This window comes from Methylomonas sp. MK1 (genome assembly GCF_000365425.1).
Taxonomy (GTDB): domain Bacteria; phylum Pseudomonadota; class Gammaproteobacteria; order Methylococcales; family Methylomonadaceae; genus Methylomonas.
The window spans coordinates 1993678-2008395 of the sequence record NZ_AQOV01000001.1; the positions used below are offsets into that span (position 1 = coordinate 1993678).

Annotated in this window: 12 protein-coding genes and 1 tRNA gene; 4 read left to right on the forward strand and 9 right to left on the reverse strand. The window is 50.7% G+C overall.

Annotation, left to right across the window (positions count from 1 at the left end):
- Nucleotides 1–57 precede the first annotated feature (57 nt).
- The 5 genes from lon to G006_RS0109395 all read right to left on the reverse strand — a co-directional run bounded on the left by lon (nucleotide 58) and on the right by G006_RS0109395 (nucleotide 6170).
- Entirely contained in the window at nucleotides 58–2475 is a 2418-nt protein-coding gene (gene lon / locus G006_RS0109375) for an endopeptidase La (protein ID WP_020482926.1), read from the reverse strand.
- A 174-nt stretch (nucleotides 2476–2649) separates the two neighbouring features.
- Complete coding sequence (gene clpX / locus G006_RS0109380; RefSeq protein WP_020482927.1) at nucleotides 2650–3927, reverse strand: ATP-dependent Clp protease ATP-binding subunit ClpX; 1278 nt, start codon at nucleotides 3925–3927, stop codon at nucleotides 2650–2652.
- A gap of 103 nt (nucleotides 3928–4030) precedes the next feature.
- On the reverse strand, nucleotides 4031–4636 hold the full coding sequence (gene clpP / locus G006_RS0109385) for an ATP-dependent Clp endopeptidase proteolytic subunit ClpP (protein WP_197027017.1): 606 nt from the start codon (nucleotides 4634–4636) through the stop codon (nucleotides 4031–4033).
- Between the two features lie 46 nt (nucleotides 4637–4682).
- Nucleotides 4683–5978 carry a trigger factor gene (gene tig, locus G006_RS0109390; RefSeq protein ID WP_026146941.1) on the reverse strand — a complete coding sequence of 432 codons (1296 nt, stop codon included), beginning with the start codon at nucleotides 5976–5978 and terminating at the stop codon, nucleotides 4683–4685.
- A gap of 108 nt (nucleotides 5979–6086) precedes the next feature.
- Nucleotides 6087–6170: transfer RNA gene (locus G006_RS0109395), tRNA-Leu, on the reverse strand.
- A gap of 69 nt (nucleotides 6171–6239) precedes the next feature.
- Here G006_RS0109395 and G006_RS25320 point away from each other — a divergent pair.
- On the forward strand, nucleotides 6240–6698 hold the full coding sequence (locus tag G006_RS25320; RefSeq protein ID WP_020482930.1) for a DUF192 domain-containing protein: 459 nt from the start codon (nucleotides 6240–6242) through the stop codon (nucleotides 6696–6698).
- Between the two features lie 2 nt (nucleotides 6699–6700).
- Here the strand turns inward: G006_RS25320 and topA are convergent, their stop codons facing one another.
- Genes topA through G006_RS0109420 form a run of 4 tightly spaced genes read right to left on the reverse strand, consistent with a single transcriptional unit; the run spans nucleotide 6701 to nucleotide 11700 of the window.
- On the reverse strand, nucleotides 6701–9022 hold the full coding sequence (topA, locus tag G006_RS0109405) for a type I DNA topoisomerase (protein WP_020482931.1): 2322 nt from the start codon (nucleotides 9020–9022) through the stop codon (nucleotides 6701–6703).
- Nucleotides 9023–9038: 16 nt separating this feature from the next.
- Nucleotides 9039–9506 (reverse strand): DUF494 family protein, encoded by a 468-nt coding sequence (locus G006_RS0109410; protein ID WP_020482932.1) that lies wholly within the window; start codon nucleotides 9504–9506, stop codon nucleotides 9039–9041.
- A gap of 8 nt (nucleotides 9507–9514) precedes the next feature.
- On the reverse strand, nucleotides 9515–10612 hold the full coding sequence (gene dprA, locus G006_RS0109415) for a DNA-processing protein DprA (RefSeq protein WP_020482933.1): 1098 nt from the start codon (nucleotides 10610–10612) through the stop codon (nucleotides 9515–9517).
- A 56-nt stretch (nucleotides 10613–10668) separates the two neighbouring features.
- On the reverse strand, nucleotides 10669–11700 hold the full coding sequence (locus G006_RS0109420) for a LysM peptidoglycan-binding domain-containing protein (RefSeq protein WP_020482934.1): 1032 nt from the start codon (nucleotides 11698–11700) through the stop codon (nucleotides 10669–10671).
- Nucleotides 11701–11982: 282 nt separating this feature from the next.
- Between G006_RS0109420 and def the strand changes: the two genes are divergently transcribed.
- From def to rsmB, 3 genes are read left to right on the forward strand one after another with little or no spacing between them, the layout of a single operon-like run.
- A complete protein-coding gene (def, locus tag G006_RS0109425) occupies nucleotides 11983–12486 on the forward strand; it encodes a peptide deformylase (protein WP_020482935.1) in 504 nt (167 codons plus the stop codon).
- A 12-nt stretch (nucleotides 12487–12498) separates the two neighbouring features.
- Nucleotides 12499–13425 carry a methionyl-tRNA formyltransferase gene (fmt, locus tag G006_RS0109430; protein ID WP_020482936.1) on the forward strand — a complete coding sequence of 309 codons (927 nt, stop codon included), beginning with the start codon at nucleotides 12499–12501 and terminating at the stop codon, nucleotides 13423–13425.
- Nucleotides 13422–14717: a 16S rRNA (cytosine(967)-C(5))-methyltransferase RsmB gene (gene rsmB, locus G006_RS0109435; protein WP_020482937.1), complete on the forward strand. Its 1296-nt coding sequence runs from the start codon at nucleotides 13422–13424 to the stop codon at nucleotides 14715–14717. Before fmt ends, rsmB begins: the two co-directional genes overlap by 4 nt.
- The last annotated feature ends 1 nt before the right edge of the window (nucleotide 14718 follow it).

Below are 14718 nucleotides of genomic sequence, written 5' to 3' on the forward strand. Positions count from 1 at the left end.
GCACTGAAGTCGGCGGAAGCCACGATCCTGATGGTTTCCGCCGATTCGACTGTACTTTTAATGCGCAACAACACCCGGCTTTTTTACCTCTGTCTTGGTGGCGGCAGTTTCGCTAATTTCAGCCACCGGAATAGCAGCAATCGGGGTCGGCATATGCTGTAGAGCTAAATCCAACACTTCATCTATCCAACGGACACACTTAATCGCCAAATTGCGTTTGATGTTTTCGGGGATCTCGGCGAGATCCTTTTCGTTTTCCGCGGGAATCACCACGGTCGCAATTCCCCCGCGATGCGCAGCCAACAACTTCTCTTTTAATCCGCCGATCGGGAGCACCTCGCCGCGCAAGGTGATCTCCCCGGTCATGGCAACATCCGCGCGCACCGGAATTTTGGTCAGCGCGGAAATAATGGCGGTACACATCCCAATACCCGCGCTAGGCCCGTCTTTTGGCGTCGCGCCTTCCGGTACGTGGATGTGAATGTCATTTTTCTGAAACACATCGCTGTCGATACCCAAAATATTGGCTCGACTCCTGACTACCGTAACGGCAGCCTCGATCGACTCTTTCATCACGTCACCGAGCTTACCGGTCGCCAGCTGCTTGCCTTTACCCGGCATTACTGCTGTTTCGATCGTCAGCAACTCACCGCCGACTTCAGTCCATGCCAGACCAGTGACTTGACCGATTTGATCGTTGTCTTCAGCCATGCCATAGCTAAACCGTCGTACGCCAAGATACTTATCCAACGTTTTTTCAGTAACCGAGGTTCGACTTTTCCGGGATTTCAACAATAGATCTTTCACGACTTTCCGGCAAATTTTCGAGATTTCCCGCTCCAGTCCGCGCACACCCGCTTCACGCGTGTAGTACCTGACAATGTCCTTAACCGCTGCTTCGGAGATAGAAATTTCCGACTCCGCCAGACCGTTGTTTTTGACCTGCTTCGGAATCAAAAAGCGCATGGCGATGTTGATTTTTTCATCTTCCGTATAACCGGCCAAGCGGATGATTTCCATTCTATCCATCAAGGCAGGCGGGATATTCATCGTGTTCGCGGTAGCTACGAACATTACATCGGACAAATCGAAATCGACTTCCAAATAATGATCGGAGAAGGTATGGTTTTGCTCGGGGTCCAGCACTTCCAACAGCGCAGAAGCCGGATCACCGCGAAAATCCGCAGCCATTTTGTCGATCTCGTCCAGCAAGAACATGGGGTTACGGGTTTTGATTTTCGACAGATTTTGCAGGATTTTACCGGGCATAGAGCCGATATAGGTACGCCTATGCCCGCGAATTTCCGCTTCATCTCTAACCCCGCCTAAAGCCATCCGTACGTACTTGCGGTTGGTAGCCCGTGCAATCGACTGGCCAAGAGAGGTTTTACCAACCCCCGGAGGACCGACCAAACACAGAATAGGCCCTTTCAACGCTTTAACGCGTTGTTGCACCGCGAGATACTCGAGTATCCGCTCTTTTACTTTATCCAGGCCGTAATGTTCGGCTTCCAACACCTCTTCGGCAACTTTTAAATCGTGCCTAACCTTGGTTTTCTTTTTCCAAGGTACGTTGACCATCCAATCGATGTAATTGCGCACCACTGTCGCTTCCGCCGACATCGGTGACATCATTTTCAACTTATTCAGCTCGGCCGTAGCTTTGGTTTTGGCTTCGGAGGACATACCGGCAGCGGCAATTTTTCGCTCCAGTTCTTCAATCTCGTTGCTGGCTTCGTCCATCTCGCCCAGCTCTTTTTGAATAGCCTTCATTTGCTCATTCAAATAGTATTCGCGCTGATTTTTTTCCATCTGCTTTTTAACGCGGCCGCGAATTTTCTTTTCCATCTCCAGAATATCGACTTCGCCTTCCATCAACGTCATCAAGTTTTCCAGGCGCTTGGCGACATCGACCATTTCCAGCATCAGCTGTTTTTCTTCAACCTTCAGGGCCATATGTGCGGCCATGGTGTCGGCTAAGCGACTTGGATCATCAATGCCCGCCAGGGAGTTCAATACTTCAGGCGGAATTTTATTATTCAATTTTACATACTGATCGAACGAGTTAATCGCGGTTCGCTGCAAAACTTCCGCTTCCTGTTCGGAGATATTTAATTCGTCGCTCAACTCGACCACGCTGGCCGCGCAATAATTATCAACTTCTTGGTATTTTGTTACGGAGCAACGCTGACTGCCTTCAACCAACACTTTCACAGTACCGTCCGGCAGTTTCAATAATTGCAGGATGTTGGCCAAGGTCCCGACCCTGTATAAGTCATCAAAACCCGGCTCATCGACATCGGCCTGCTTCTGGGCAATCAACAACACTTGTTTGTCTTGTTTTATGGCGGCATCAAGGGCATCGATCGACATGCCTCTACCGACAAACAATGGAATCACCATATGCGGATAGACCACCACGTCCCGTAACGGCAAGACAGGAATTAATTCATCTTTGGTTTTTAACTCGGTCATTTCATTTGCTCCCTTGAGCAGCTCAAAACATTGGATGTCATCCTATATGAGGATGAACTCCCAGAAAACAAGTATCTTTAATTTCAGGCAAAAAAAAGGGGGCTTTATTGAAAAAGCCCCCTTCAATTTGATTATTTCTCTGCGAAACCGCGAGGACAGCTCAAAGTCCCATACTTAAGAAGCGTCTGAAGCCACCAGCTTTTGCTCAGCTTCGTAAACCAAAATGGGCTCCGAATTACCTAAAATGACGTTCTCATCAATCACGACTTTCGATATTTTATCGTTGGACGGCAATTCGTACATGGTATCCAGCAACACGTTCTCGACTATCGTGCGTAAGCCTCTAGCACCGGTTTTTCGTTCCATCGATTTGCGGGCAATAGCAGCCAGCGAGTCGTCCCTGAACTCCAACTCTGCGCCTTCCATTTCAAACAAATGCTTGTACTGCTTGATCAAAGCATTTTTAGGCTGTGTCAAAATTTGAATCAACGCCGCTTCATCCAACTCGTCCAGCGTGGCGATAACCGGCAGACGACCGACAAACTCCGGAATCAATCCGTATTTAATCAAATCCTCGGAACGCACATCGGCAAAGATCTCGCCGACATTGCGTTTATCGTCCTTGGTTTTAACTTCCGCGGAAAAACCGATGCCGCCCTTCTCGGTGCGATGTTTAATGACCTTATCCAAACCAGCAAAGGCCCCACCGACGATAAACAAGATATTCGCAGTATTAACCTGCAAAAAATCCTGCTGGGGATGCTTACGACCGCCTTGCGGCGGGACAGAAGCAACAGTCCCTTCGATAAGCTTCAACAAGGCCTGTTGCACGCCTTCTCCGGACACATCGCGAGTGATGGACGGATTATCGGATTTGCGGGAGATTTTATCGATTTCGTCGATATAAACGATCCCGGTCTCCGCCTTTTCCACATCGTAATCACATTTTTGCAGAATCTTCAAAATGATGTTTTCAACATCTTCACCGACATAACCGGCCTCGGTCAGTGTGGTGGCGTCTGCTATGGTGAAAGGCACATCCAGCAATCTAGCCAATGTTTCCGCTAACAAGGTTTTACCGGAACCGGTAGGCCCGATCAGCAAGATATTGCTTTTCGCCAACTCGACTTCGTTCTTTTTGCTGTTGCTGCGCAAGCGCTTGTAATGATTGTAAACAGCTACGGCCAGAATTTTTTTGGCATTTTCCTGACCGATGACATAACCATCCAACTCTTGCTTGATTTCCTTCGGCTTAGGCAGCGCACCGCCGGCCACGGACATTTCATCTTCCAGCAACTCATCTCTGATAATGTCGTTGCACAATTCCACACATTCGTCGCAAACATAAACGGATGGACCTGCAATCAGTTTCCTGACTTCATTTTGACTTTTACCGCAAAAAGAACAGTAAAGAAGCTTTTCATCGTCTTTACCTTTCTTGTCTCTACTCATAGACAGACTCCACCGTGATACATTGCCTCGTCATGGCGATGAAATATATCAAAAACCAACATTCAAATCACGTCGCACTCTTGACGAAGCGACGCGACACTTATCAGGCAATACGACTAGTCAATACTTTGTCGATCAAACCGTAATCAACCGCTTGCTGAGAACTCAGAAAGTTATCTCGATCCGTATCTTGCTGAATTTTTTCCAACGGTTGCCCGGTATGATGAGCCAGGATTTTATTCAATCGATCACGAATAGCCAAAATCTCCCGAGCGTGAATATCAAAATCCGAAGCTTGGCCTTGAAAACCACCCAAAGGTTGATGAATCATCACCCTGGAATGAGGCAAACAATAGCGCTTGCCCTGGGCACCGCCCGCCAATAATAGAGCCCCCATACTGGCAGCCTGACCGATGCACATGGTGCTGACATCCGGTTTGATAAATTGCATGGTGTCATAAATCGACATACCTGCTGTCACCGAGCCGCCGGGAGAGTTGATATACAAATGTATATCTTTATCCGGATTTTCAGATTCCAAGAATAGCAATTGCGCTACCACCAGATTCGCCGAGTAATCTTCCACTTGGCCAACTAGAAAAATTACCCGCTCTTTCAGCAAACGGGAATAAATATCGAACGATCTTTCCCCACGGGCTGTTTGTTCAACCACTATAGGCACTAGACCGCCCGCCGCTTGCGGCGCCATCATTTCGCTCATCACATTTTGGTTAAACACGTTTAGCCCTCATTCGTTACTGTTTTTCCATGACATCATCAAAACCAACTGTTACGTCGGTGATTTTAGCCTGGCTGACAATCCATGCAACAGCTTGATCTTCTAAAACCATCTGCTGCACATCATTCAGCCTAGCCTTGTCGGCATAATACCAGTTCACAACGTCTTCGGGGCGCTCATAACTCTTCGCCATGTCATCAATTACCGCACGAACTTTATCGGCATCGACCTTGATGTCATTCTTTTGAATGATTTCACCCAGAATCAAGCCCAAGGCCACGCGGCGCTTGGCCTGACCTTCAAAAGCATCCCTTGGCAAATTCAGGTCTTCCAGCTTCAAACGCATGTTTTTCGCGCGTTCGGCGTAAGGCTTCATCAACGCTTGAATTTCTTGATCGATCAATGCGTTAGGCATCGCTATAACAATGTTTTCGTATAACGCATCCATCACTGCATTTTTTAACTTGTTTTTCAGGCCTTGGTTCAGCTCTCTCTCCATGTTAGCCCGAACATCGCTGCGGAAACTTGCCGCATCGCCGTCTTCAACACCATAAGCCTTGATAAATTCCGCATCGACGACAGGCAAAACCGGCTCTTCGACTTTAACCAACTCGATCTCAAATTCGGCAACTTTACCGGCTAATTTTTCGCTGTTGTATTGCTCTGGGAACGTCACTGAAAAGGTTTTGCTGGCACCGGCGACCAAGCCTTTCAATTCGTCTTCGAAACCGGGAATCATTTGTTTGCCGCCGATTTCCACCTGGTAATTTTCGACCTTACCGTCGGTAAAATTCTCGCCATCGGCCACGCCGGAGAAATGAATGGTTACCCGGTCAGCATCCTGCGAAGCGCGCTCGACAGTGTTCCAGGTTTTCTTTTGCTGACGCAGTTTTTCGATCATGTTATCGACATCGGCCTCTTCCACAGTTGCAAAAGGACGGTCCACTTTCAATTCGCTAACGCTATCCAGTACGATCTCCGGATAGACTTCAAACTCGGCGATGTATTCAAATCCCTCGGCTTTCTCGGTAGGCTGGATATGCGGATGACCGGCAGGGTTCAAATCCTGTTGTTGCAGCGCTTCAAAATAAGTCGATTGAATCAAGTCGCCGGTTACTTCGTTTCTAACTCTATCGGCGTACAGCTTTTTCACCATGCTCGCCGGCACTTTACCCGGACGGAATCCGTCCACTTTGACTTCGCGAGCGAGTTTTTTAAAGCGAGTTTCCATTTTCTCCTGAACCACGGCATCAGGAATGCTAACAGTCATTTTTCGGCTTAACTCTGATGTCTTCTCGACAGAAACTTGCATTGCATTACCTCAAAAAATTAAAAATACGGTTTTATATTTTGGGAGACCGGCCGGCGATGTTTAGATCTGGGGAACTTAAGGTCGTATCGTTACGAATAACGCAGGATATGGTGCGAGCGGGGAGACTCGAACTCCCACGGGGTTACCACTGGAACCTAAATCCAGCGCGTCTACCAATTTCGCCACGCTCGCTAAATAATTGAACGCGGCATTATAATCAGCCGCACTCTCAAAGACAACCTTATATTACTGACACTCCGTATGCACTCTTATCTTTCCCGCACAATTTTCGGCATTGCTTTTCTTGCGGCACTCAACAGCGCTGGGGCTTCAGCAGACGCGTTTACAGAGTTCAACAACCCAATCACATTTGTAGCTCAACAACGTATCGTCTACGCGGCCATCGCCGCTAACGAAAGCGAACGCGAACACGGACTGATGTTTCGCCAGACACTTGCCGAAAACCAGGGCATGCTTTTTGTCTATCCAGATCAGACTCAGCGCGCAGTGTGGATGAAAAATACCTTACTGGCTTTGGATGTGGTGTTTTTAACCGGAGACGGCCGGATTGCAGGTCTGTTAAAAAATTTACAGCCCTGCCCCAAAGATCCGTGCCGGATTTATGATTCCGGAGTAGCAGCCAGATACATACTGGAACTGCCAGCGGGCTTTATCGAGAAACACGCAATCCAGGTCGGGCAAACAGTGGCATTTCCCTAGACTCAAGCCGGTCCGTTTGCGTCATCTGGATCACCCTCGTAAGGCGTGGCGTATTTGCACGCTTTCTGCGGACAGACTTTTTCGGTGCCGCGGCGCTTGGTGGTTTTCAAGGTCAAAATCGGCCAATTACAATCAGGGCAACTTTCCTTGATCGGCGCATCCCACAAGGCATAATCGCATTTTGGATATTCCGAGCAGGAATAAAAAATCTTCCCGCTACGCGCCTTGCGCTTCAGAATCGCGCCATTTTTGCATTGCGGACATTCAACGCCGGTATCGCTTGGTTTTTCCAGAGGCTCGATGTGCTTGCACTTCGGATAGGCGCTACAACCGACAAACTTGCCATACTTGCCAGTCTTTATAACCAGCGTCGACTCGCACTTCGGACACACTCGCCCTTCCACCACCTCCGGCTCGGCCGATGCGGCACCGGCGTTGTCATCACCCAAATTTCGAGTGTAGGAACAGGTCGGATAATTGGTACAACCGATAAAGCGGCCATTCCGACCCAAACGAATCGATAGCGGACTACTGCACTCCGGGCACTGCTCGTCTATGCTTTCCTGCGTGACATCCTTGCGTTGCACGCTTTCTTCCTTCTCGCTGATCAACTGCGTGAACGGCCGCCAAAAGTCGTTCATCAGCGGAATCCAATCTTTCTCGCCGCGCGACACCGCATCCAGATCGTCTTCCAGATTGGCGGTAAAGCTGTAATCGACGTATTTCGTGAAATGCTCGGTCAAGAACTTGTTAACGATACGCCCGACATCAGTCGGATAAAACCGCTTGTTATCAATGGTCACATATTCGCGGTTTTGCAAGGTCGAGATAATCGTCGCGTAGGTGGAGGGACGGCCAATGCCATGCTCTTCCAGGGCTTTGACCAGACTCGCCTCGCTGTAGCGCGGTGGCGGCTCGGTAAAATGCTGGGTGGCTGCAATCTCATTCAACACTACTGGCCGCCCTTCTTCCATAGGCGGCAACAGACTGTCCTGATCGTCCGCCGCTTCCTTGCTGTCGTCCACACCTTCCAGATACACCTTCATGAAGCCCGGATTAGTCACCGTGGAACCGGTAGCGCGAAAGACGTTTTTATCGCTACCGCAATTCAGATCGACCGCCACTTGGTTCAAGGTGGCGTGGATCATCTGGCAAGCAACGGTGCGTTTCCAGATCAAATCGTAGAGCTTGAATTGCTCGGCGCTGAGCCGATTTTTCACCTGCTCAGGCAAACGCTGTACGGACGTTGGACGTATCGCCTCATGGGCTTCCTGAGCGTTTTTAGATTTAGTCTTGAAACGGCGCGGTTCTTTTGGCACATCGTCGGCACCGTATTTTTCGGCGATCAGCGCGCGAATATCGGCCAATGCTTCTTCAGCCAGATTGACCGAATCGGTACGCATATACGAAATCAACCCTACGGTCTCGCCGCCCAAATCGATGCCTTCGTACAACTGTTGCGCGACCATCATCGTGCGCTTGGTGGTAAAACCCAGTTTGCGGGCTGCTTCCTGTTGTAAAGTCGAAGTGATGAACGGCGGCGCCGGATTTTTGCTGCGTTGCTTTTTCTCCAACTTGGCAACGATCAACTGACCGTCGGCGGCATCCAGCAAACTTTGTTTGACTTGATTGGCCTGCACTTCATCGGTAAAACTGAACTGATTCAGCTTTTCACCATTGAAATGCGTTAATTTGGCTTTAAACGGCAGCCCTTGCGCACTGGCTTCGGCGGTATGCGACCAGTACTCGCGGGTCTTGAACGCCTCGATCTCCATCTCGCGCTCGACGATCATCCGCAACGCAGGGCTTTGCACGCGACCAGCGGACAAGCCGCGGCGGATTTTCTTCCACAGCAACGGCGATAAATTAAAACCGACTAGATAGTCTAAAGCCCGCCGCGCTTGCTGAGCATTGACCAGATTGTTGGATAACTCGGTGGGATGGGCGATAGCCTCAGTAACAGCTTTTTTGGTGATCTCATGAAACACCACCCGCAGCACTTCCTTGTCCTTTAACAGCTTTTTTTCCTTGAGATGCTCGAACACATGCCAGGAAATCGCCTCGCCTTCCCTATCAGGGTCAGTTGCCAGGTAAAGCGTATCGACGTTTTTGATAGCTTTGCCGATCTCTTGCAGATGGCGTTGGTTGCGATCAATCACCTGATATTTCATCGCAAAACCGTTTTCCGGGTCGACCGCACCTTCCTTAGGAATCAAATCGCGGACGTGGCCGTATGACGCCAGTACCTGGAAGTCTTTACCCAGATACTTTTCTATGGTTTTGCATTTTGCCGGTGACTCTACAATGACTAAACTTTTGCTCATGCTGTCCGTAGAAAAATCAATGTAAAGAAGTAGGTATCAAATCGTAAACTATGTCTTCCATTCGGGAGAAAGCGGCGCTATCGCCGGGTTGACTTAATAACACCATCAATACAATCCATTTCAATTTATCCAGAGTAATATTTTCGTCTTTCAAGGCCATCGCCCGATCAATCGCGATCTCGCGATTAATCGGCGTCAAGATGCCGCTGTGCTCAAGATACATCAAGAAATTCCTGCACTCCATATCGAATACGGAGATTTCCTGACCGCTAAAAATGCGGAACGACGAGGAAACCGCCGGTGTGATGCTCTCAATTTCGGCTAAAGACTCCAGCCAATCGAACGCCTTATTGACATCAGGCTGCTGAAAACCCGCATCCAGCAACTCGCTGGCAATGACGGCAGTATCCGGATAGTTATCGCTGTCGCCATCCAGATAATTTTCAAACAGATAAATGAGCACATCGAAAATATCTTCTTTCATTAGAACCTTTATTTGACTCGGAGGTAGCCACCACCGGCAAGCGCGGCAATGTAGCCTTGTAACTCCAACACCAGCAGCGTCGAGGAAACTTCTTCCGCCGACCAACCGCTATCTTGCACCAGAGTATCGACCGTTGTGGGACTGTACGGAATCAATTTCAATAGATTTTGCTGCTCCAGGTCAAGCGAAGTCTGCGGCAATTCCGACTCAGCGCGCATATACCTTTGATTATAATGACCTAATTCCTCAAAAATATCTTGTGCGGTTTCGACTAATTTAGCTCCCTGGCGAATTAATGCATTGCAACCGCGCGCCAAAGGGTTATGAATCGAGCCGGGAATTGCAAAGACTTCCCGATTTTGCTCAAGCGCCAAACGTGCGGTAATCAACGACCCACTTTGCTGGGCCGCCTCCACCACCAACAAGCCGACGCACAAACCACTAATGATTCGGTTTCGCCGGGGAAAGTGATTGGCTTTGGCGTTGGTGCCGGGCGGAAACTCTGAAACCAAGGCGCCATGTTCGACAATTTGCGTAGCCAGCTGTTTATGACAAGCCGGATAAACCCGATCCAACCCAGTACCCGCCACGGCTATGGTCTGCCCGTTTACGTTTAACGCACCTTGGTGACTGGCTGCGTCGATCCCTAATGCCAAACCACTGGTCACGGTAAAACCAGCCTCGGCTAGGGCCTCGGCAAATTGAATCGCGGTGCTGATACCAACCGGCGACGGATTGCGACTACCGACCATTGCCAATTGCGGCTCTTGCAGTAAGGCTGGGTTGCCTTTGACAAATAATATCGGCGGGGGATTGGCGATTTCTCGCAGTTGCGCCGGATAATCGGCATCTTCCAAGGTCAATGCATAATTACCGGCTTGCTCCAACCAGCGAATGTCGTCTTCGACCTTTTGCCAATCCGGTTTTTGCAGAGCGTCTATCAATTTCTCGCTGAAACCCAAGCCAGTTAAAGTGGCTCGCGACGCCGAGAATATCTGCTCGGGCTCAAAATGCGCCAGCAAGCGCTGAATGGCCTGACTGCCGACGCCGGGACTACGCAGCATCGCCAGCCAGTACTTGATTTGCGGATTGAGTGCGGATTCCAAAACAGCTTAAACGGCAATCCAGAGCGAGTTAAAGCCTACTGATGGCAGATAACCCATTAGGGCGTCTGCACTCTATCCAAGGTATGCATCGCGGCAGTTGCCTGCATCACCAACGCATAGCTGACGCGTTCGAACGGCCGAAACACCATCAACACACCAGCTAGCTCGTCCGGCATTTTCACCGCCACCGCTTCCTGAGATTGATACCTATCCACGATGACATGCCCTTTACGATACACATCCAAGGTGTGCCCCACCTCCAAACCGTCGGCAGTACCTTTGTCAATGACCACTACATCGTGTTGACCGATCTGCGACACGCCGCCCTTCACTTGAATGATGCTGCCCACCACCTGATGTTTAGGCGGCCTTGGAAAATAATTTAAAGCTAACTCTCCCTCTGAAGTAGGCATCAAGCGGTCGCCGCGTTGAATTTCCATATCGGATTTATTAATCAGCAAGGTGGCCGGATCACCCGGTTCCTGTAGCGTGGTATCAGCAATGTATTGCGCTTCGTAGCCCAAAATTTCCTTGGTAACCGGACTGACATAGGCCTTGCCTGCTCGATAAATGGTATACCCCAAGCCGGATGGGTTTTCGATGGCCCTGACGTAAACCCCGTCTCCGGCGCCGGCGATCAAATGTTCGCCGACAAACCCGATGACATAAGGTGCGTGCTGCAACTCTTCCGCTGTTACGACTTTCGGCGAATTCAAGAATTGCACGATGGCATCGCTGGGGATCATTCTAATGGCTTGATCAATCTCCGACTCGCGCACTCGCGGCAACAGTTTTTCGTCATTGCCGTCCGGCAAGAAACTCAAGCGCGGCACACCGTTCACGTAGGAAAAATACAAAGTGTCGCCCGGGTAAATCCAATGCGGATCCTTGATTTGCGGATTGTTATGCCATAGCTGCGGCCATTCCCAAGGGTGCTGTAAAAACTTCCCGGAAATGTCCCACAAAGTATCACCTTTAACAACCGTGTACTGATCGGGATGATTGGGGTTTATTTTCAGCTCATCGGCCCAAGCCACTGCGGCAAAAACCAGTGGTATTAATATTCCCAGTATCGCGCGAAAAAACATAATTTATCCTGCCAGAGCTTATAAAACCGTTCAAAATCCGCCGGACGAAGCGCCCAAACGCAAAATCGGCAAGCGTCTTTATCTGGTGCATGCCGCTTAGCCCAACTTGAAACAAATGCGTAAAAAACCAACCATCGATTTGCCGCACAGTTTAGATTAATTCGGGCATTATGCCAGCACGAGCCGATCCAACCTAAACCCAGCCCTATTTAGTCTTCACGTTCAAACCCTGGGCAATTTCGGATAAAATCCCACTATTACAGTTAGCAAGTGGAGTAATGGGTGAGTATTCTTACAATTCTGGAGTTTCCCGATAAACGGCTGCGCACGGTCGCCGCCGAGGTGGACACAGTCGATGACGGCATCAAGACCTTGGTCGACAACATGATCGAGACCATGTATGCCGCCAAGGGAGTAGGCTTGGCCGCAACTCAGGTAAACGTGCATAAACGCGTCATAGTAATGGATGTCAGCGAGAACAAGGACGAACCGATCTGCCTGATCAACCCGCAAATCATCGAGCGCGACGGTGTTGAAGAATCCGAAGAAGGTTGCCTGTCGGTACCCGGCTTTTTCGAAAAAGTCAGCCGCGCCGAACATATTAAAGTCAAGGCGCTAAACCGCGACGGCGAAAGTTTTGAATTGGAGGCCAGCGAATTACTGGCGGTGTGCATTCAACACGAAATGGATCATCTGGAAGGCAAGTTATTCGTCGATTATCTCTCGGCCTTCAAACGCAACCGCATTAAAGCCAAGCTGGATAAAATTCACAAGTCGCAGGGCTAATCAGGACATCTCATGAAAATCGTGTTTGCCGGTACGCCGGATTTTGCGGTTCCAACCTTGCAGGCCCTGCTGGATTCGCGGCATCAAGTCTGTGCGGTTTATACACAGCCCGACAGGCCAGCCGGACGCGGCCGCAAGCTGACCGCCAGCCCGATCAAGGAACTGGCCATATCCGCCAATATCCCGGTTTATCAGCCGGAAAACTTCAAAAGCCCGGAATCGATTGCGCAATTAGCGTCGCTCAATGCTGATTTAATGGTCGTCGTGGCTTACGGCCTTATTTTGCCGCAAGCGGTATTGGACATTCCCAAGCAGGGCTGCATCAATGTTCATGGCTCGTTACTGCCGCGTTGGCGCGGCGCGGCGCCGATTCACCGTGCCGTTATGGCGGGCGACGACAAAACCGGCATCACCATCATGAAAGTAGTAAAAAAACTCGATGCCGGCGACATGCTTTATAAAGCCGAATGCCCAATCAGCGCCGACGCCACTTCCAGTAGCCTGCACGACCAATTGGCGCACATGGGCGCCGAAGGGCTGGTTAAAGTGGTCGAGCAGATAGCCAATGGGTCGCTGCAAGCCGAACCGCAAGACGAGACCCTAGTCACTTACGCCCACAAACTGGAAAAGCAGGAATCGAACTTGGACTGGCAAAACTCCGCTGTACAACTGGATCGTCAAGTACGTGGCCTTAACGCCTGGCCGGTGGCACAAACCCTCTATCAAGGCCAAGTGTTGCGCGTCTGGCGCAGCCAGGTGCTTGATAAAACCGCCGAGCAAGCCCCCGGCACCGTCAGTTGTGCGGAACACGCACTGGATGTAGCCACGGGCGACGGCGTATTGCGCCTACTAGAAGTGCAACTCCCCGGCGGTAAACGCATCGCAGGCAAGGACTTTATGAATGCCCATCCGGCCGACCGCGTCATCCTAGGCCTATGAATCTGCGCGGCTGCTCGGCACAGATCCTCGCGCACGTCCTCAGCGATGGCCAATCGCTGACCGCCGCCCTGGAGCATGGCCTACCCAAAATCAAGGATGTCAAAGACCGGGCTTTCGTCCAAGCCTTGTGCTACGGGGTAATCCGTCATTTTTACGCATTGGATTTTATGCTGGGCCGCCTGCTCAGCAAGCCGCTCAAACAAAAAGACAGCGACATTAAAGCCTTGCTACTGATTGGTCTGTATCAACTGCAATATATGCGGGTCAAATCGCACGCCGCCGTCTCGGAAACGGTAGCCGCCACCAGCCACAAACCGTGGGCCAAGTCCTTGGTGAACGCGATACTCAGACAATATTTGCGCGACTCCGAAAGCTTGCAGCAAGCCTGTAACGGGGACACTCAGGCCCGCTACAACCATCCGCACTGGATAGTGGATTTGCTCAAACAAGACTGGCCGGAACATTACGAAAAAATCCTGCATGCCAACGACCAAGCGCCGCCGATGGCTTTGCGCGTCAATCTGCTGCAAGGTAGCCGAGCGGCCTATCTGGACGAACTCACCGCACAAGGCATAGCCGCGCAGCCGGTCGATTGTTGCGAGAGCGCGATAAGGCTGGACCAAGCCTTGGCTGTCGAGCAATTGCCGGCATTTACTCAAGGCCGCGTATCGGTACAAGACACGGCCGCGCAACTGGCGGCGGAACTGCTCGACGCGCAACCCGGCCAGCAGGTGCTGGATTTATGTGCCGCGCCGGGCGGCAAAACCGCCGCCATTTTGGAGCGCCAACCGGCCTTGGCCAGCCTGTTGGCGGTCGATGTCGATCAACAACGTCTGCAACGGGTGACCGACAATTTACAGCGTTTAAACTTGCACGCCGAGACCTTAGCCGCCGACGCCAGTCAGCCGGCGTTGTGGGCTAACAACCGCCAATTTGATCGGATACTGCTGGACGCCCCCTGCTCCGGCTTCGGTGTGATCCGCCGCCATCCCGACATCAAGTTGCTGCGTCGCGCGGACGATATTGGTGTACTGCAAGCTTTGCAAGCCAAGATTCTCGCTAAGGCCTGGCAATTACTGAAACCGGGCGGCATCTTGCTGTATGCAACCTGCTCTGTGTTGAAACAGGAAAACGAAGCGCAAATTGCCGCATTCCTTGCCGAACACGCCGACGCCAGCGAAATTCGCATCGACGCGCATTGGGGCATTGCGCGGCCACACGGCCGGCAAATCATCACCGGCGACCGGCAAATGGACGGCTTTTATTATGCCAAGCTTCATAAAGCCGCTTAGA